The sequence below is a fragment of the Saccharopolyspora ipomoeae genome (assembly GCF_029952525.1).
GTDB lineage: Bacteria > Actinomycetota > Actinomycetes > Mycobacteriales > Pseudonocardiaceae > Saccharopolyspora > Saccharopolyspora ipomoeae.
Window position 1 is genome coordinate 18,013 of sequence record NZ_JASAOF010000013.1, and the last position, 17,648, is coordinate 35,660.

At 71.4% G+C, this 17,648-nt stretch carries 18 protein-coding genes; 4 read left to right on the plus strand and 14 right to left on the minus strand.

Annotation, left to right across the window (positions count from 1 at the left end; genetic code table 11):
- Positions 1–96: 96 nt before the first annotated feature.
- The 4 genes from QFW96_RS19305 to QFW96_RS19320 form a co-directional block, all read right to left on the minus strand.
- Entirely contained in the window at positions 97–957 is an 861-nt protein-coding gene (locus QFW96_RS19305) for a DegV family protein (RefSeq protein WP_281457097.1), read from the minus strand.
- A gap of 35 nt (positions 958–992) precedes the next feature.
- Complete coding sequence (locus QFW96_RS19310) at positions 993–1,613, minus strand: histidine phosphatase family protein (RefSeq protein WP_093421090.1); 621 nt, start codon at positions 1,611–1,613, stop codon at positions 993–995.
- Positions 1,610–1,993 carry a ribosome silencing factor gene (rsfS, locus tag QFW96_RS19315; RefSeq protein WP_093421092.1) on the minus strand — a complete coding sequence of 128 codons (384 nt, stop codon included), beginning with the start codon at positions 1,991–1,993 and terminating at the stop codon, positions 1,610–1,612. Before rsfS ends, QFW96_RS19310 begins: the two co-directional genes overlap by 4 nt.
- A 393-nt stretch (positions 1,994–2,386) precedes the next feature.
- A complete protein-coding gene (locus QFW96_RS19320; protein ID WP_093421095.1) occupies positions 2,387–3,079 on the minus strand; it encodes a DUF1990 family protein in 693 nt (230 codons plus the stop codon).
- A 90-nt stretch (positions 3,080–3,169) separates the two neighbouring features.
- Here QFW96_RS19320 and QFW96_RS19325 point away from each other — a divergent pair, with 90 nt between their 5' ends.
- Together QFW96_RS19325 and QFW96_RS19330 are read left to right on the plus strand one after the other, a co-directional pair.
- Positions 3,170–3,379 (plus strand): hypothetical protein, encoded by a 210-nt coding sequence (locus QFW96_RS19325; RefSeq protein ID WP_139274129.1) that lies wholly within the window; start codon positions 3,170–3,172, stop codon positions 3,377–3,379.
- A complete protein-coding gene (locus QFW96_RS19330; RefSeq protein WP_281457098.1) occupies positions 3,376–4,095 on the plus strand; it encodes a DUF1990 family protein in 720 nt (239 codons plus the stop codon). Before QFW96_RS19325 ends, QFW96_RS19330 begins: the two co-directional genes overlap by 4 nt.
- 20 nt (positions 4,096–4,115) lie before the next feature.
- On the opposite strand, the gene nadD is transcribed toward QFW96_RS19330, so the two are convergent.
- From nadD to QFW96_RS19355, 5 genes are all read right to left on the minus strand, one after another.
- Positions 4,116–4,724 carry a nicotinate-nucleotide adenylyltransferase gene (nadD, locus tag QFW96_RS19335; protein ID WP_281457099.1) on the minus strand — a complete coding sequence of 203 codons (609 nt, stop codon included), beginning with the start codon at positions 4,722–4,724 and terminating at the stop codon, positions 4,116–4,118.
- A gap of 306 nt (positions 4,725–5,030) precedes the next feature.
- On the minus strand, positions 5,031–5,252 hold the full coding sequence (locus tag QFW96_RS19340) for a ferredoxin (protein WP_093421110.1): 222 nt from the start codon (positions 5,250–5,252) through the stop codon (positions 5,031–5,033).
- Between the two features lie 28 nt (positions 5,253–5,280).
- A complete protein-coding gene (locus tag QFW96_RS19345; RefSeq protein ID WP_281457100.1) occupies positions 5,281–6,489 on the minus strand; it encodes a cytochrome P450 in 1,209 nt (402 codons plus the stop codon).
- Positions 6,490–6,572: 83 nt separating this feature from the next.
- Positions 6,573–7,154, minus strand: a complete 582-nt coding sequence (locus QFW96_RS19350) for a TetR/AcrR family transcriptional regulator (protein ID WP_281457101.1) — start codon at positions 7,152–7,154, stop codon at positions 6,573–6,575.
- 2 nt (positions 7,155–7,156) lie between these two features.
- Positions 7,157–8,485: a glutamate-5-semialdehyde dehydrogenase gene (locus tag QFW96_RS19355; RefSeq protein ID WP_281457102.1), complete on the minus strand. Its 1,329-nt coding sequence runs from the start codon at positions 8,483–8,485 to the stop codon at positions 7,157–7,159.
- Between the two features lie 200 nt (positions 8,486–8,685).
- Between QFW96_RS19355 and QFW96_RS19360 the strand changes: the two genes are divergently transcribed.
- On the plus strand, positions 8,686–10,806 hold the full coding sequence (locus QFW96_RS19360; RefSeq protein ID WP_281457103.1) for a RecQ family ATP-dependent DNA helicase: 2,121 nt from the start codon (positions 8,686–8,688) through the stop codon (positions 10,804–10,806).
- Here QFW96_RS19360 and QFW96_RS19365 read toward each other — a convergent pair.
- A complete protein-coding gene (locus QFW96_RS19365) occupies positions 10,784–12,028 on the minus strand; it encodes a DUF885 domain-containing protein (protein ID WP_343231395.1) in 1,245 nt (414 codons plus the stop codon). The genes QFW96_RS19360 and QFW96_RS19365 overlap by 23 nt on opposite strands.
- Before the next feature lie 486 nt (positions 12,029–12,514).
- Here QFW96_RS19365 and QFW96_RS19370 point away from each other — a divergent pair, with 486 nt between their 5' ends.
- Positions 12,515–13,786: an MFS transporter gene (locus QFW96_RS19370; protein WP_281457104.1), complete on the plus strand. Its 1,272-nt coding sequence runs from the start codon at positions 12,515–12,517 to the stop codon at positions 13,784–13,786.
- A gap of 33 nt (positions 13,787–13,819) precedes the next feature.
- On the opposite strand, the gene proB is transcribed toward QFW96_RS19370, so the two are convergent.
- The 4 genes from proB to rplU form a co-directional block, all read right to left on the minus strand.
- Positions 13,820–14,935 (minus strand): glutamate 5-kinase, encoded by a 1,116-nt coding sequence (gene proB / locus QFW96_RS19375; protein WP_281457105.1) that lies wholly within the window; start codon positions 14,933–14,935, stop codon positions 13,820–13,822.
- Complete coding sequence (obgE, locus tag QFW96_RS19380) at positions 14,932–16,431, minus strand: GTPase ObgE (RefSeq protein ID WP_281457204.1); 1,500 nt, start codon at positions 16,429–16,431, stop codon at positions 14,932–14,934. The genes proB and obgE overlap by 4 nt, the downstream gene beginning before the upstream one ends.
- A 198-nt stretch (positions 16,432–16,629) precedes the next feature.
- Positions 16,630–16,887, minus strand: coding sequence for a 50S ribosomal protein L27 (gene rpmA, locus QFW96_RS19385; RefSeq protein ID WP_093421130.1), 258 nt, complete (start codon positions 16,885–16,887; stop codon positions 16,630–16,632).
- 14 nt (positions 16,888–16,901) lie between these two features.
- Positions 16,902–17,210 (minus strand): 50S ribosomal protein L21, encoded by a 309-nt coding sequence (rplU, locus tag QFW96_RS19390; RefSeq protein WP_093421132.1) that lies wholly within the window; start codon positions 17,208–17,210, stop codon positions 16,902–16,904.
- Positions 17,211–17,648: the final 438 nt, after the last annotated feature.

The window sequence follows — 17,648 nt, forward strand, 5'->3', positions numbered from 1 at the left end:
CGTTGTGCACGTTCATTTTTGGTGCATCTGACTACTGTGGATGGATACCCGCCGAGATTCAGCTCGATGGTGTGGAATCCGCGCCCCGAAGGGTTTTCAACCGCCGAAACGCCACCCGTTCGGGAGAACCACGACACCCACCGATCCGGGCCCGATGTGCGCCCCGATGACCGCGCCGACCTCCGAGACGACGCACTCGACCGACTCCCCCAGCTCGGCGGAGAAGCGCGCCGCGAGCTCCTCGGCGTGCTCGGTCGCGGCGAGGTGGTGCACCGCGATCGCCGCCGATCCGGAACCCGCCGCCTCCAGCGACAGATCGCGCAGCCGCGCCATCGCCCGGGTCGTGGTGCGCACCTTCTCCAAGGCGTCGATGCGCCCGTCGTGGACGTGCAGCAGCGGTTTGATCGACAGCGCGGTCCCCAGCACCGCCGCAGCGGTGCCGATCCGGCCGCCGCGCCGCAGGTACTCAAGGGTCTGCACGGAGAAGGTGGTGGTCGTGCGCGCGGCGGTGACCGCGGCCGTGTGCTCCACCTCGGCCAGATCCGCCCCGGCGGTCGCCGCGTCGGCGGCGGCCAGCACGGAGAAGCCCAGGCCCATCGCCGCGGACCGGGAGTCCACGACCCGGATCCGGTCGGGATCGGTCTCCCGCGCGGCCAGCCGCGCCGCGTCCCACGTCCCCGACAGCTGCCGGGACAGGTGCACCGCGACCACGCCCTCGGCCCCGTCGTCGAGAGCCCGACGGTAGGCGCGGGCCAGCTCTCCGGAGGTCGCGCTGGCGGTGGTCACCCGCTGCTTGCGCTCCAGGGCGTCGGCGAGGTCGCAGGGCGAGAACCCGGTCTCGTCGACGTGCTTCCCGCCGTCCACGCTGACGTGCAGCGGAACGACCCGGATCCCGTACCGCGCGGCGTACCCGGGAGGCAGGTAGGCCGTGGAATCGGTGACGACGGCAATGGACACGAGCGCAACCCTACGACGTCAGACGGCGGATGCGATCACGCGTGGCTCTGGGCGCCGGCGTTGTAGGCCATCAGGCGCCAGCGGTGATCGCTGGGGCTGCGGCGCTTGAGCACCACCCAGTGGCAGTTGCGCACACCGCCCAGGCCCGGCCACAGCTCCACGGGCAGGGCGAGCAGCTTCGCGGTGAGCGCGGTGATCAGCCCGCCGTGGGCGACCAGCAGCGCGGTGTCGGTGAACTGGTCGTCCAGCTCGGCGACGACCTCGACGGCCCGCGCGGCGACCTCCACCCGGGACTCCCCGCCCGGCGGCGCCCACGTGGGGTTCGCCCGCCAGGTGTTGAGCGCACCGGGCCAGCCGTGCTCGACCTCGGCGCCGCTGAGCCCCTGCCACTCGCCGACGTGGGTCTCCCGCAACCGCTTGTCCAGCTTCACCGGCTCACCGCTGACCTTGGCGTAGGCGGCGGCGGTGGTCCGCGCGCGGTTGAGGTCGGAGCTGATGGCCACCGACGGCTCGAAGGCCGCGATGTCGGGGGCGGCCCGCTCGGCCTGCTCGACGCCGTTGGCGGTCAGCGAGCTGTCCAGGTGCCCCTGGATGCGGCCGGCGAGGTTGTAGTCGGTCTCGCCGTGCCGCCACAGCACGAGCCGGTCGAGGCTCACTCGGCGTCCTCCGCGGGCGCGCCCTGGTCGACGAACTCGATCCGCGGGCAGTCCTTCCACAGCTTCTCCAGCTGGTAGAAGGCGCGCTCGTCGTCGTGCTGGACGTGCACCACGAGGTCGACGAAGTCCAGCAGGACCCAGCGCCCCTCGCGGGCGCCCTCGCGCCGGACCGGCTTGACGCCCGCCGCGCGCAGCTTCTCCTCGACCGAGTCGACGATCGCTTCGACCTGCCTCTCGTTGGGCGCGGAGGCGATCATGAAGCAGTCGGTGATGACCAGCTGCTCGGAGACATCCAGCAGGACCACGTCGGTGGCCTTCTTGTCGGCCGCCGCCTGGGCGGCGATCAGGGCCAGCTCGCGGGCGTTCTCGGTGGCTGCCACGTCACTCCTCTCGGCCGGGCTCGGTGTGCCCACGCCGGGTAGCAGGATAGGCCGCCGGTCCCGGCTGGGATCCGCCCGGCCTTCGCGTACGAGTCCTTTATGCCCGAGCGCTGCGCCCGGGTCCACGCGGGCCCGCGGATCGCTCTGGCGCTGCGGCCGCGCTCGTCGTCGAAGCGCACCACGAGACCGGCTACCAGCGCCGACGCCCCGGCTCGGGTCCTGACCAGGAGGAACAGCTGACCTCCCAACCGGTCATCAGCCTGCTGCGCCCGCACCGCACCGAGGCGAACTGCCGGGGTGACGGGCGGTGAACCAACCGGCCGGTGCACGTCCGGCTGTGGTGATGGTCATGCGAAGCGCGGACCGCTGGGCGCGAAGCTCCCCGTCGGCGGCTCAAGCGAGGACGCGCCGGGTCTCGATGGTCACTCCCCCGCTGGCTCGGCCCCCGCACACGCCCGCGATGCTCAAGCAGTAGCGCACCCACATGTTCAGCTGCATCTCCTTGGCCAGCCGGAGCTGGGCGTAGAGGAGGTTCACCAGCCCGCTGCTCGGGCGGGCCCACGTCTCGATCTCGAAGCGCAGGTGGTCGTCCCCCGGAACCGCGCGGAACTCGATCTGCCCCGCTTCGAGGTGCCCCTGCAGCGTCACGAAGCGGAAGCGGTCGGGTTCGCACGCGACGACCCGCACGGGACCGTCCCACGGTCCTGGCATGCGCACCACGAACTCGTCGCCGAGGCGCATCGCGTCGGTCTCGCCGCTGGTCTTGTAGAACCTCGCCACTTCGGTGGGGGCGGCGCAGTTGAGGTTCTCCTTCACCTGCTCCATCAGCTCGGCGGGGCCGCGCACCCCGTCCTCGATGCGCACGCTGAAGAGCCGGTGGTACAGCTCGCCCACCCCGGCCGCCTCCGGCTGGCAGCGCTCGTCGCGCAGCTCGCGGGGGATCTCCGGCGACGGCCGCTCATCGGTCCGCACCCGCACCTCGCTGCGGTGCAGCGGAGTCGTCTGCCACAGGTAGCGCCAGGAGACCAGCGCCATGCCCAGCAACCACCCCGTCAGCAGGGTGACGCGCCCGGTGATCTCGGCCATCTCGTTCCCTTTCGCGGAACCGGCTGGGAGCAGGGATGCTGGCATGGTCCCTCCAGTCGAGCAGGATCACACGTCAGCGAGGTGACATCGGTGATCGCGCAACTACACCGAATCGGCGTGCGCAGCGCGTACCTGCAGGCGGCGTCCATGGGATCGGTGGCCCTGTGCATCGGCCTGTGGATCCGGGCGAAGACCGTCGACCAGGAGGAGCGGGGCAACGCCGAGCGCAGGGCCCTGTTCGTCGGATTGTGGCCGCCCACCCTGTGGCTGATCGGCGACACCCTCCGCGAGCTGGAGTGAGCGGCTCCCGCGGCGGCCTGCTCACCGGCGTCGATCACGTCGCAGCGCTGGACGACCTGGTGTGGCGGCAGGTCAACTACGCGGCGGAGGAAGTGCGCGCGCCGTTCTGGAACGTCGACTCCCACCGCCGGTCCCTCGGCGTCGAACGGCCCGGTCCGCCCGAACCGGGCGGGATCTGGGAGACCGCGTGCCGACTGGTGCGCGACTACGAGTTCGCCACCCCGGGCCGGATTCGCGCGATCTACCGGCGCGGATCAGCGCTGCTGGGGCGGGATCTGCTGTTGGAGGGCCACTTCGCCGGCCTGCGCTTCCACATGGGGGTGCGCGTGACGGAGATCGTCGACGAGACCGGTCCCGAGCGGATCTGGGGCTGGTCTTACGAAACCCTCGACGGGCACCTCGAACGCGGGAAGATGAGCTACCTGGTGACCAAGCACCCCACCTCGGGCCGCGTGGAGTTCCTCGTCTCGGGGTACTCGCAGCGCTCACCCGATCTGGGACCCGTGGTGAAGCTGGGCTGGGCGGTCTTCGGCAGGAGCACGCAGCTCCGGTTCTACCGCCACTGCGGCGAGCGGCTGAACCGGCTGGTGCAGCAGGCTCTGGCCGGACGTGCGCCGGGCCCGGCGCACGTCTCGGACGGCGTGGTCCTGGCGCCCTCCGACGCGGCTCCGCACCGGTTCGACGTCGTCCACGTCCGCCTCGAACACCCGGGCTGACCCGCGTGCGAATCTCCCCGCTAAGGACCCCACTCGGCTGGGGTTTCGCGGTAGAGGCCGCGTTTGGTGATGTACTGGACGATTCCGTCGGGGACCAGGTACCAGACCGGGAGGCCCGCTCGTACGCGGTCCCGGCAGCCGGTGGAGGAGATCGCCATCGCCGGGATCTCCACCAGCGACACCGAGCCGTCCGGCAGGTGCGCGCTGTTGAGCGAGTAGCCGGGGCGCGTCACGCCGATGAAGTGGGCGAGCTCGAACATCTCCTCGACGCGGTGCCAGGACAGGATCTGCTCCAGGGCGTCGGCACCGGTGATGAAGTACAGGTCCGCGTCCGGGAACTCCTCGTGGAGGTCCTTGAGCGTGTCGGCCGTGTAGGTCGGGCCCTTGCGGTCGACGTCCACCCGGCTGACCAGGAACCGCGGGTTGGACGCGGTCGCGATCACGGTCATCAGGTAGCGGTCCTCGGCCGGCGAGACGACCTCGTGGCTCTTCTGCCACGGTTGCCCGGTGGGCACGAAGATCACCTGTTCGAGGCCGAACTGCGCCTGCACTTCGCTGGCGGCCACGAGGTGGCCGTGATGAATGGGATCGAAGGTGCCACCCATGACCCCGATCCGGCGTCGAGACATAGCTGACAACCCTAGATAAGCATCACGACCAGGCACGTCAGCGGGGCGCTCGGGGGTGTCGGAGGACACGGTCCCGGCGTGGACTCCCCTCAAACCCCACGCCGGGCCCCGCGGCTGACCACGAGGCCCGGTCCAGGCTCCCCCCTCGACCGGGCCCCGCAGCCCTGCACGAACCTCGGCGGCTGGGGGCCCACCTCGGTTCGCGGGCGCTGCCTCTCGGGCGCGCACGGGTGAGACCCGCGCGCTTCGGGATTCATGACGTGAATTCTGAAGTGACCTGAGTCACACCCACATCACTCGTTGCGGTCATTCCTCGGGGGCGACGACCTTCCCGGTCTCGACGTCCTTGACCAGGATCGCCTCCACCGGGCACGACTCCGCCGCGTCCACGACGTCGTCGGACGGCTCGGTCCGGTCCTGCAGCGCGGTCGAGTAGCCCTCGACCAGCTCGAAGTGGTCCGGGGCGACCCCAGCGCACATGCCCGACCCGATGCAGGTGTTCGCGTCGATCTCGATCGACCAGCTCATCAGTCCACCTTCTTCCCTATGAGCGAGATCACTCGCCACCTTGCCACGACAGCACCATCCGCTGAGGCCCCCGCACCAGCAGACCGGTCTTCCAGTCCACGTCCTCCTCCGGCGAGTGCGCGAAGTCCAGACCGGGCAGCCGGGTGAGCAGGGTGCGCAACGCGACCTGCAGCTCCAGCCGGGCCAGCTGAGCGCCCAGGCAGTGGTGCGGGCCGTGCCCGAACCCGACGTGCGAGGCCTCCGCCCGAGCCAGGTCGAGGGACTCCGGGTCGTCGAAGACGGACTCGTCGCGGTTGGCGGACCCGACGCTGGACAGCACCGGCTCACCGGCGCGGACCAGCACGCCGCCGACCTCGACGTCCTCGATCGCGTACCGCGCGAACCCCGCGCCCACGCCCAGCGGCACGAAGCGCAGCAGCTCCTCCACGGCCGACGGGACCAGGTCCAGATCGGCCCGTAGCGCCTCCAGCTGCTCGGGGTGGGTCAGCAGCACGTGGAGGAAGTTGGGGATCTGCGACGCGGTCGTCTCGTGGCCCGCGACCAGGATTCCGGCGGCCAGCCGGACCATCTCGTCCTCGGTGAGCTTGTCCTGCTCGTCGCGGGCGGCGATGAGGCCGGTGATCAGGTCGTCGGCGGGCTCGGCGCGACGCTGGGCGATCAGACCGGCGATGTAGTCCATCATCCGGTCCATGTAGTCGCTGGTCTGCTCGGCGGTGAGCTTGTTGGTGGACAGGAACGCGTCCGACCACACCCGGAAGTCCGCGCGATCGGCGAAGGGCACGCCGAGCAGCTCGCAGATCACCGTGATGGGCAGCGGCAGCGCGAACTCCTCGACGAGGTCGGCCGGGCCGCCCCGCTCGATCATGCCGCTGACCAGCTCGTCGGCGATGTCCTGGGTGCGCGGGCGCAGCTTCTCTACCCGGCGCTGGGTGAAGGCCTTGGCGACCAGGCGGCGCAGCCGGGTGTGATCCGGCGGGTCCATGCTCAGGATCCCGCCGGTCGGCTTGGCCGGCCGCATGCGCGGCTCGTCGCGGCGGAGGACCTCGGCGCGGCTGAAGCGCGGGTCGCCCAGGACGAGTTTGACGTCCTCGTAGCGGGTGGCCAGCCAGGCCTCCTCGCCGTAGGGCAGCTTGACCCGGCTCAGCGGCTCCTGCTCGCGCAACCGGGCGTAGATCGGGTCGAGGTCGAGCGCCTCGGCGACGTTGAACGGGTAGGTCCTCGGCTCCGTGGTGGTCATGCGCAGCTCCCGGCAGACAGCGGTTGTAAGCGCTCGCTTACAACATCACGCTACGCCCGGGAAAACCGCTGCGCACGCCCTGATCAGCGATCGCCCGAAAGGTCCGTTCGCTCCAGGATCGCGGATGCGGCACGGGAGACGTAGCGGACGATGTCGTCCGGGTCGGCCTCCGCGAGAGGGCTCTTGCCGAGCACCGAGCGGACCATGCCGATGCCGAACACCCACGCCAGCACGAGGTCCGCCCGCAACATCGCGTCATCGGCGTCGGTGAGCTCGGCGAGCCGCTCTGTGTAGCGGGCGCCGAGCTCGCCGCGCAGCATCTCGGCCGCCCGCTCGTCGCTCCACGAGCGCAGCATCGCCACCAGCGGGTGCTCTCCGTTGGGCTGAGCGCTGTCGATCAGGCTCAGCAGCAGCTGCCGCGGCAGCTCCTCGGCGGAGAGCTCCGCGACCACCTGCTCGCTGTTGCGGGTCAGCACCGCCGCGAACAGCTCCTGCTTGGACCCGAAGTAGCGGAACAGCAGCGCCTGGTTCGCCCCGGCTCGGGCCGCGACGTCGCGCACCGTCGTCGCGCTGAAGCCGCGCTCGGTGAACAGCTCCGAGGCGGCGTTCAGCAGTGCTTCCTTCGTGGCCGCGGAGTCGCGCTTGCGTCGCGGCGCCTGCGTCAAGTTCAGCTCCCCGGCTTGGCCGGTGCCGAGCCCGGCCGCACGTGGCCGTCGCCGTGGGCGATCCACTTGGTGGAGGTCAGCTCGGGCAGGCCCATCGGGCCGCGCGCGTGCAGCTTCTGGGTGGAGATGCCGATCTCGGCGCCCATCCCGAACTCCCCGCCGTCGGTGAACGCGGTGCTGGCGTTGACCATCACCGCGGCCGCGTCGACCTGCGCGGTGAACTGCTGAGCGGAGCGGACGTCGCTGGTCACGATGGCCTCGGTGTGCCCGGAGCCGTGCTCGCGGATGTGCTCGATCGCGGCGGGCATCGAGTCCACGACGGCGGCGGCGATGTCCAGCGACAGGTACTCGGTGTCCCAGTCCTCGTCGGTGACCGGCACGACGTTCGCACCGCCCACGGCCACCACTCGCTCATCGCCGTGCACCGTGACCCCCGCCTCGCCCAGCTCGGCGATCGCGCGCGGCAGGAACTCCTCGGCGATGTCGGCGTGCACCAGGAACGTCTCGGCAGCGTTGCACACGCTGGGGCGGCGGGCCTTGGAGTTGAGCAGGATGCGCAGGGCCACGTCGATCTCGGCGCTGGAGTCGACGTAGACGTGGCAGTTGCCCACCCCGGTCTCGATCGCCGGGACCGTGGACTGCTCGACGACCGCCGAGATCAGCCCGGCACCGCCGCGCGGGATGACCACGTCGACCAGGCCGCGCGCGGTGATCAGGTGGTGCACCGAGGCGCGGTCGTGGCAGGGCAGCAGCTGGACCGAGTCGGCGGGCAGGCCGTGCTCGGCGACGACGTCGCGCAGCACCGCCACCAGCGCCGTGTTGGAGGCCTCCGCCGACGACGAGCCGCGCAGCAGCGCCGCGTTGCCCGACTTCAGGGTCAGCCCGGCGGCGTCGACCGTCACGTTCGGACGCCCCTCGTAGACGATGCCGACCACGCCGAGCGGCACCCGCACCTGGCGCAGCTGGACGCCGTTGGGCAGCACCTGACCGCGCAGCACCTCCCCCACCGGGTCCGGCAGGCCGGCGACGGTGCGCAGGCCGTCGGCCATCGCCTCGATGCGGCCGGTGCTCAGGCTCAGCCGGTCGATCATGGCCTCGGCGGTGCCCGACTCGCGGGCGGCGGCCACGTCGCGCTCGTTGGCCTCCAGCACCTCCGGGGCGCGTTTGACCAGCTCGTCGGCCATCGCGTGCAGCAGCGCGTCCTTGGTGCCGCGCGTGGCCTGCGCCAGCTCGGCGGCGGCTCCGCGCGCCCGGCGCGCGGCCTCGCGCACCTGTTCGCGCAGCTCGTCGCCGGTGGCCCTGTCAGAGGTGGGGAACTCGATGACGGTCACTCCACCAGCCTAATCCGTCCCGGCAACGCATTTCCCGATCCTCGCGGCAACGTGACCGGCTGCTCCGCCAACTCCCTGATCCGGAAGTCGGTCAGCCGCTCCCGGCGAGGCGGTCGCGGAGTGGTGGGCGAAGGCGGTCCCGACACGCCCGCGCGGCCCCGGGCGTGGCCCGTCGGGGACGTCCGGTAGGAATTCGGGTCGTGGACGAAGAAGCGCTGCGGGAACTCGCCGAGGAACGACTCCGCGCACTGGCCGGCCCCGACGCCGCGCTGCGCGAGGACCAGTGGGCGGCGATCCGCGCGCTGGTCCTCGAACGCCGCCGCGCGCTGGTCGTGCAGCGGACCGGCTGGGGCAAGTCGGCCGTGTACTTCATCGCGACCGCACTGCTGCGCGAGCTCGGCGAGGGGCCGACCGTGATCGTCTCGCCGCTGCTGGCGCTGATGCGCAACCAGGTCGCCGCCGCGGCCAACGCCGACGTGCACGCCGCCACCATCAACTCGGCCAACCCCGAGGAGTGGAACGACATCGAGGAGCGCGTCGCCTCCGGCGAGGTCGACGTGCTGCTGGTCAGCCCGGAACGGCTCAACAACCCCGACTTCCGCGACACGATCCTGCCCGAGCTCACCCAGAGCGCCGGACTGCTGGTGGTCGACGAGGCGCACTGCATCTCCGACTGGGGCCACGACTTCCGCCCCGACTACCGGCGGCTGCGCACCCTGCTCACCGAACTGCCCGAGGGCGTTCCGGTGCTCGCCACCACCGCCACCGCCAACGACCGGGTGGTCGCCGACGTCTCCGAGCAGCTCGGCGTCGGCGGCGAGTTCACCGACCCGCAGGAGACGCTGGTGCTGCGCGGCACCCTGGACCGCGAGAGCCTGCGGCTCGGCGTGCTCCGGCTCCCCACCGCGCAGGCCCGGCTCGGCTGGCTGGCCGGACAGCTCAAGGAGCTGCCCGGTTCCGGCATCATCTACACGCTCACCGTCGCCGCCGCCCACGAGATCACCTCCTACCTGCGGGAACAGGGCTACGAGGTGGCCGCGTACTCGGGCCGCACCGACCCGGCCGAGCGCGAGCAGGCCGAGGCCGACCTGCTCAACAACCGGGTCAAGGCGCTGGTGGCGACCTCCGCGCTGGGCATGGGCTTCGACAAGCCCGACCTGGGTTTCGTGGTGCACGTCGGCGCGCCGTCCTCGCCGATCGCCTACTACCAGCAGATCGGTCGTGCCGGTCGCGGCGTGCAGCGCGCCGAGGTGCTGCTGCTGCCCGGGCCGGAGGACCGCGAGATCTGGAGCTACTTCGCGTCGCTGGCGTTCCCGCCGGAACCGACCGTGCGCGCGGTGCTCGACGCGCTCACCGAGCACGGCAAGCTCTCCACCGCCGCCCTGGAACCGCACGTGGAGCTGGGCCGCAACCGGCTGGAGATGGTGCTCAAGGTCCTCGACGTCGACGGCGCGGTGCAGCGGGTGAAGGGCGGCTGGGAGGCCACCGGCGAGCCCTGGCACTACGACGCCGAGCGCTACGGCCGCATCGAGACCGAGCGGCAGGCCGAGCAGCAGGCGATGCTCGACTACCAGACGACGTCGTCGTGCCGGATGGAGTTCCTGCGCCGCCAGCTCGACGACCCGCACGCCGAGCCCTGCGGGCGCTGCGACAACTGCACCGGCGCGGGCTATTCGGCCGAGGTCGACGACCAGGCCGTGCAGCAGGCGCAGGAGCGGTTGCAGCGGCCGGGCGTGGACATCGCACCGCGCAAGATGTGGCCGAGCGGCATGTCCTCGCTCGGCGTGGAGGCCTCCGGCAAGCTCCCGGCCGACGAGCAGACCACGACCGGGCGCGCGGTCGGCAGGCTCACCGACATCGGCTGGGGCAACCGGCTGCGCGAACTGCTGGCCACCGGCGCCCCCGACCAGGAGCTGCCGGACGACCTGTTCCAGGCCGCGATCAAGGTGCTGGCCGCGTGGGAGTGGGAGCAGCGCCCGGTCGGCGTCGTGGCGCTGGGCTCGCGGACGCGGCCGAAGCTGGTGCGCAGCCTGGCCGAGCGCATCGCCGGGATCGGCCGGTTGCCGCTGCTCGGCGAGGTCCTGACGAACCCGAACACGACGCCGAACCGCGCCACCAACAGCGCGCAGCGGGTGGCGTCGCTGTGGCGGCAGTTCAAGATCGACGACGAGCTGGCGGGCGCGCTGTCCGGCCTGGACGGGCCGGTGCTGCTGATGGACGACTACGCCGACACCGGGTGGACCGCAACGGTCGTCGGCCGCATGCTCCGCCAGGCCGGTGCACCCGCGGTGCTGCCGTTCACCCTCGCCTCGACCAGCTAGCCACCTCCGCGGCCAGCGCCGACAGCGGCAGCGGACCGGTGGCCAGCACCCCGTCGTGGAAGGCGCGCAGGTCGACCCCGGCCTGCGCGCGCAACCGCTGGAACTCCAAGCGCCCGGCCATGTAGGACAGCGCCTGGCCCGGCGCCTCGATGTAGCGGTCGGTTTCGCTCTGCACCTCCACCTCGGCCGTGGGAGTGCGGGTGCGCAGGAAGTCCACGACCTGCTGCCGGGTCCAGCCGAAGGCGTGCAGCCCGGTGTCGACGACGAGCCGGGCGGCACGCGCGGAGTCCATCGCCAGCAAGCCCAACCTGCTGAGATCGTCGCTGTAGAGCCCGATCTCGTCGGCCAGCCGCTCGGCGTAGAGGCCCCAGCCCTCGATGTAGGCGTTGAAACCGGCGACCTTGCGGATCGTCGGGACGTCGGTGAGCTGCTGGGCGAGGCTGATCTGGAAGTGGTGCCCGGGAACGGCCTCGTGGAACGCCAGCGGCTCGGCGAGGAACCGGGGCCGCTGCTCGGCGGCGTAGGTGTTGGCGAAGTAGGTGCCCGGCCGCGAACCGTCGATCGGACCCGGCAGGTAGGCGCCGCCCACGGCGTCCGGGGCCTGGTCCTCCGGGAAGGGCGAGACGCGGCAGCGCTGCGCCGGGGTCCGGCCGAACCACTGCGGCGCGACCTCTTCCGCCCTGGTCACAGCAGTTTTCGCGGCATCGAGCAGTTCCTGCCCGCTGGACCAGTACAGCGCCGGGTCGGTGCGCATCCGGTGCCGGATCTCGGCGACGTCGCGCAGGCCGAAGACGCGGGAGCCGATCTCGGCGTACTCCTCGTCGAGTTCCGCCAGCAGCTCCAGACCGGTCCGGTGCAGCTCCTCGGGGGTGCGCTCGGTCGTGGTGTGCATCCGGACCAGCGACGCGTAGGTCCGCTCGCCGTCCGGCAGGAAGCACAGCCCCGGCTCGTCGTCGGAACGTCCGGGCAGGTCCCGCAGGACCTCGCGGTAGGCCGCGAACGCGGGCCGAACCCGCTCCTCCAGCAGGCGATTCCGCTCGTCCTCCGAGTTCAGCGGTGGTTTGCGCAGCGGATCGCGCTGGGGTGCGGCCAGGTGCGCGTCCACGTGGTCGATCGCGACCCGCACCCGGCGGGCGACGGGCAGCCGTCCCGCCCGCGCCCCGTCCAGGTGCCGCTGCCCGCTGCGGGCGAGGAACTCCGGGATCCCCGCCAGCAGGCGCAGGAAATCCCGCTCCTGCTCCGGGTTTCGGGGTGCTGCTCCGGCACCATCTCCAGGACCTCGCTCAGCGGCGAGACGGCAGAGTCGTGCATCGTGTGCTCGACCAGCCGGGACTCGACGCGGGCGGCCACGCCCTCCGCCTCGGCGACGACCACCTCGCGGGTGAGGTCGTCGCCGTCGAGATCGCGCGCCGCCGCCGCGATGCGCAGAGCCCGCGCGCGCAGGTCGAACTGGGCGTCCTCGCGGGGATCGGGGAGCCTGCCGGTCGTGCCGGGCAGTCCCAGCAGCTGCTCGTTGAGCGGGTTCTCCTCGATCAGCACGTCGAGGACGTCGTCGGCCACGTCGCGCACCATCCGGGCAGTGTGACCCGGAAGCGGGGTGATCTCATCCGGAATTCGGTGATTCCAAATCGGATTCGGATCTTTCCCCCACCTGGTCGAGCGCTTACCGTGTCGGCACCTCATTCCCGGGCGCGACGCGGAGGTTTCGATGCCCCAGGACGAAGCGGTGGCGCACAAGCTGCCGGTCCGGACGCTGGTCGCGGCCAGCATCGGCAACGCCATCGAGTGGTACGACTGGACCATCTACACCGCGTTCAGCGTGTACTTCGCCTCCGCGTTCTTCCCCGGCGAGTGGGCGCTGATCAACACGCTGGCGACGTTCGCCCTCGCGTTCTTCTTCCGCCCGCTCGGCGGCTGGTTGCTCGGGCGCTTCGCCGACCTGCGCGGGCGCAAGACCGCGATGCTGGTGACGATCTCGCTGATGGCCGGCGGGTCGCTGATCATCGGCGTCCTGCCGACGTTCGAGAGCATCGGCTGGCTCGCGGCGGTGCTGCTCGTGCTCGCCCGCATCGGGCAGGGGCTCTCGCTCGGCGGCGAGGTCTCCAACGCCTCGGCCTACCTCGCCGAGATCGCACCGCCCTCGCGGCGCGGCCGGTACTCGTCGTTCTTCTACATCTCCACCGGGGCCGCGCTGCTCATCGCCTCGCTGCTGGGGTACGTGCTGACCTCGGTGCTCAGCGAGGAGCAGCTGGCGGCGTACGGCTGGCGGATCCCGTTCATCATCGGCGGGCTCCTCGGGCTCATCGGCATGTGGCTGCGGCGCACGCTGAGCGAGACCGAGCAGTACGAGGAGAACAAGACCAAGGCGAAGTCCCTGAAGAACCCGCTGATGCTGACGCTGCGGGAGCACCCCAAGGCCGTCGGCCAGCTCGTCGGGTTCTCGATGCTCTCGACGCTGTGCTACTACACGTTCTTCAGCGCGCTGACGCCGTTCGCGGTGAAGAACCGGGATGCCGATGCCACCGACGTGTTCCTCGCGCTGTCCATCGCCACCGCGTTGTTCATCGCGCTGCAGTACCCCATGGGCGCGGTGTCCGACCGCTACGGCCGCAAACCGCAGCTCCTGGCCTGGTCGGCGGCGATGGCGGTCCTCATCGTCCCGCTGTCCTACCTGGTGCGGCCGGGGTTGGGCAGCCTGCTGGTGGTGTTCTGCATCGGCGTCGGTCTCTACACCGCGATGACCTCGATCGCGCCCGCGATCATGTCGGAGCTGTTCCCCACCGAGCTGCGCGGCCTGGGCATCGGCGCCTGGTACAACCTCACCGTCGCCGTCTTCGGCGGCACCGCGCCGCTGGTCATCCAGGCCTTCGCGAAGTTCGAGATCGCGACCGGGTTCTTCTACTACATCGCGATCGGTGCGGTGATCGCGTTCTTCGTGATCCGCACCCTGCCCGAGACCCGGGGGACCGAGCTCCGTTGAGTGGTGGGGGAAGTTTTCATGAAAACTTCCCCGTCACCTCAACGGGACCAGGTCGTCGGCGTGGACGACCTCGCGGCGCTGCTCCGCCGGGAGGTCGTGGGTGGAGCGGCCGATGAGCGTCGGCAGCTCCTCGGCGTCGTAGGCGACCACTCCGCGCGCCACGACCTTGCCGGTCGGGTTGAGCAGCTCCACGACGTCGCCGCCGTCGAAAGCGCCCTCCACGGCGGTGATCCCGGCCGCGAGCAGCGAGCGGCGGCGCTTGACCACCGCCGCCACGGCACCGTCGTCGAGCCAGAGCCGGCCGTTGGCGCCCGCGGCGTGGGCCAGCCAGAAGCGGCGGGCCGACAGGCGGTTCCCGGTGGCGGCGAAGGCCGTGCCGACGTCGGCCGGGCCCAGCGCGCTCGCGGCGTTGGCCGAGGAGGTCAGCAGCACCGGGATCCCGGAGGTGCAGGCGACCCTCGCCGCCGCGACCTTCGAGGCCATGCCCCCGGTGCCCAGGCCGGAGGCGCCGGTGCTGCCCGCGTCCACGCCCTCCATGTCGGCGGCGCCGGTGACCTCGCGGATCACCTTCGCCCCGCCCTTGCGGGGATCGCCGTCGTAGAGCGCGTCCACATCGGACAGCAGGATCAGCGCGTCGGCGCCGACCAGGTGCGAGACCAGGGCGGCGAGCCGGTCGTTGTCGCCGAAGCGGATCTCGGTGGTGGCCACCGTGTCGTTCTCGTTGACCACCGGCACCACGCCCAGCCCGAGCAGCCGGTTCAGGGTGCGCTGGGCGTTGCGGTAGTTGCTGCGGCGCACCACGTCATCGGCGGTGAGCAGCACCTGGCCGACGGTGAGGTCGAAGCGGGCGAACGACTCCGCGTAGGCGTGCGCGAGCGCGAGCTGCCCGACCGACGCGGCGGCCTGCTGCGTGGCCAGGTCCTTCGGCCTGCGGCGCAACCCCATCGGGGCGATGCCCGCGGCGATGGCGCCCGAGGACACCAGCACGACCTGCCCGCCGGCGGCGACCCGCTTGGCGACCGTGTCCACCAGGACCGCCAGCCGCTCGGCGTCCAGGCCGCCCTCGGTGGTGGTCAGCGACGACGAACCGATCTTCACCACGATCCGCTGCGCGGCCGCGACGGCCTTCCGAGTCGCCGAGGGGCTCACTCGTCGTCCTCGTCCTCGTCGCCGACGTAGCGGCCGAACTCGTCGAGCCCGGTGCCGCGGCGCAGCTTCTTGGCGATCTTGCGATCGTGCGCCGAGACCCGGTCGTCGGTCTCCAGCCGCAGGTCGTGGCCGCGTCGGCCGAGCACGCTGGCCATCCCGGCCGGGGTGGTGGGCTCCCAGTCGAAGGTCATGGTGCCGATGGTGACCTGGCTGCCCGGCTCGGCGCCCTGCTTGGCCAGCGCGTCCTCCACGCCCAGCTTGGCCAGCCGGTCGGCGAGGAAGCCCACGGCCTCGCTGTTGTTGAAGTCGGTCTGCCGGACCCACCGCTCCGGCTTCTCGCCGCGCACGATGAAGGCGTCCTCGTCCTCCGGGTCGGGCTCGACGGTGAAACCGCCGTCGTCGACCGCGGTCGGCCGCACGACCACGCGCGCCGGTTCCGGCTCGGGCAGCGTCTCGCGGTAGCGCTCGACCTCGGCGCCCATCGCGAAGCTCAGCTCGCGCAGGCCCTCGCGGGAGGCCGTGGAGATCTCGAAGACCGGCCAGCCGCGCTCCTCGACCTCCGCGCGCACGAAGTCGGCGAGCTCGCGGGCCTCCGGCACGTCGATCTTGTTGAGCACCACCATGCGCGGGCGGTCGGCCAGGTCGGCCCCGCCGTGCTCGGCGGCCAGCGCCGGGGTGTACTCGGCGAGCTCGTTCTCCAGCGCGTCGATGTCGGAGATCGGGTCGCGGCCCGGCTCCAGCGTCGCGCAGTCCACGACGTGGACCAGCACCGCGCAGCGCTCGATGTGGCGCAGGAAGTCCAGGCCCAGACCGCGGCCCTGGCTGGCGCCCGGGATCAGGCCGGGCACGTCGGCGACGGTGAACACGGTCTCGCCCGCGGTGACCACACCCAGGTTCGGCACCAGGGTCGTGAACGGGTAGTCGGCGATCTTCGGCTTGGCCGCCGAGAGGACCGAGATCAGCGAGGACTTGCCCGCGGAGGGGAAGCCGAGCAGGCCGACGTCGGCGACCGACTTCAGCTCCAGCACCAGCTCCAGCTCGTCACCGGGCTCGCCCAGCAGCGCGAACCCGGGAGCCTTGCGGGCCTTGGACGCCAGCGCGGCGTTGCCCAGGCCGCCGCGACCACCGGCCGCCGCGACGAACGTGGTGCCCGGCCCGACCAGGTCGGCCAGCACCTCGCCGTCCGGGGACAGCACGACCGTGCCGTCCGGGACCGGCAGCACCAGGTCGTCGCCCTGCGCGCCGTTGCGGTGACCGCCCTTGCCGGGCTGGCCCTTCACCGCCTGCGCGTTGGGGCGGTAGTGGAAGTCGAGCAGGGTGTGCACGCCGGAGTCGACGACCAGCCGGACGTCGCCGCCCTTGCCGCCGTTGCCCCCGTCAGGACCGCCCAGCGGCTTGAACTTCTCCCTGTGCACCGAGGCGCAGCCATTTCCCCCGTCGCCTGCGGCGACGTTGATGGTCACGCGGTCGACGAACCGCGACACGAATGCCTCCAGGAAGATCAAGCCGAACGGGTGCCCGGCGGGTGTAGCTCTGGGTTCACGAGTGCGATGACGCTGAGTGCAACAGCCGAAGGGCGCTCGCGCTTCCCGACCGCAACGCGGGTCACCCCGGACAACACAAAGCGAGGGGCGGCCCGGACATGCCGGTTCCGCCCCTCGCCGGGAAGTTGCTGGCCTGCGTCGAGAGCCGGATCAGGCCTCGACCGGCTGCACGCTGACGGCCTTGCGGCCGCGGTAACGCCCGAACTCGACGGTACCGGCGGACAGCGCGAACAGGGTGTCGTCGTTGCCGCGACCGACGTTCAGACCCGGGTGGAACTTGGTCCCACGCTGACGGATCAGGATCTCGCCGGCCTTGACGACCTGGCCGCCGTAGCGCTTCACCCCGAGGTACTTGGGGTTCGAGTCGCGGCCGTTCCGAGAGCTGGATGCGCCCTTCTTGTGTGCCATGACTACTCAGGTCCTCACTTGTTGATGCCGGTGACCTTCACGCGGGTCAGCTTCTGCCGGTGACCCTGGCGCTTCTGGTAGCCGGTCTTGTTCTTGAACTTGTGGATGCGGATCTTGGGGCCCTTGGTCTGCTCGACCAGCTCGCCGGTCACCGACACCTTGGCCAGCGCGTCGGCGTCGGTCGTGACGTCGGAGCCATCGACGACCAGAACCGCCGGGAGCGCGACCTCGGAGCCCAGCTCGCCCTCGAGCTTCTCGACCTGGACGACGTCCCCGACAGCCACCTTGTACTGCTTGCCGCCGGTCTTGACGATCGCGTACATGAGTCGGAAGTCTCCTGCTGCTCGGTTTCGCTAATTCACCAGTGTGCGGCGGACGTCCGCCCCTGCCGCGAAGGCCGGGGCTTCCTACCACGCCGCCGGTGCAGCGTCTCGGTGGGTTCCTGTCTCAGCAGCGAGGACCGCGCGAGCGACCGCACTCGAAACAGGCGTTTAATCTCTCCGCCCGTCCGGCGGCGAGAAGTTCTCACCCATCATACAGACCAGGTTTCCGTCCCCGATCGACCGGGGCCGTGTACCACCAGTGCGGATCCTCGCGGACCCCGCGCTGACGGGCGAGCCGGAACAGCATAAGCGAGCTCACCCGAGCCCGGCGAACCGCCCCACCGCGCGTCCGCCGCCCTGGCGGGTTCCGGCCGGATCGGCCCGTTCCGCCACCGCCATGACCTGCTCTTGCTACCGTCAGTGGCCGCTCGTGATGAT

Coding starts and splice junctions, on each gene's coding strand:
- QFW96_RS19320 (WP_093421095.1), bottom strand. CDS start 3,079: ATGGCCGAGATCACCGGGCGCGTCACCCTGCTGACGGGGTGGTTGCTG.
- nadD (WP_281457099.1), bottom strand. CDS start 4,724: ATGTCTCGACGCCGGATCGGGGTCATGGGTGGCACCTTCGATCCCATT.
- QFW96_RS19340 (WP_093421110.1), bottom strand. CDS start 5,252: ATGAGCTGGTCGATCGAGATCGACGCGAACACCTGCATCGGGTCGGGC.
- QFW96_RS19345 (WP_281457100.1), bottom strand. CDS start 6,489: ATGACCACCACGGAGCCGAGGACCTACCCGTTCAACGTCGCCGAGGCG.
- QFW96_RS19370 (WP_281457104.1), top strand. CDS start 12,515: ATGCCCCAGGACGAAGCGGTGGCGCACAAGCTGCCGGTCCGGACGCTG.
- rpmA (WP_093421130.1), bottom strand. CDS start 16,887: ATGGCACACAAGAAGGGCGCATCCAGCTCTCGGAACGGCCGCGACTCG.
- rplU (WP_093421132.1), bottom strand. CDS start 17,210: ATGTACGCGATCGTCAAGACCGGCGGCAAGCAGTACAAGGTGGCTGTC.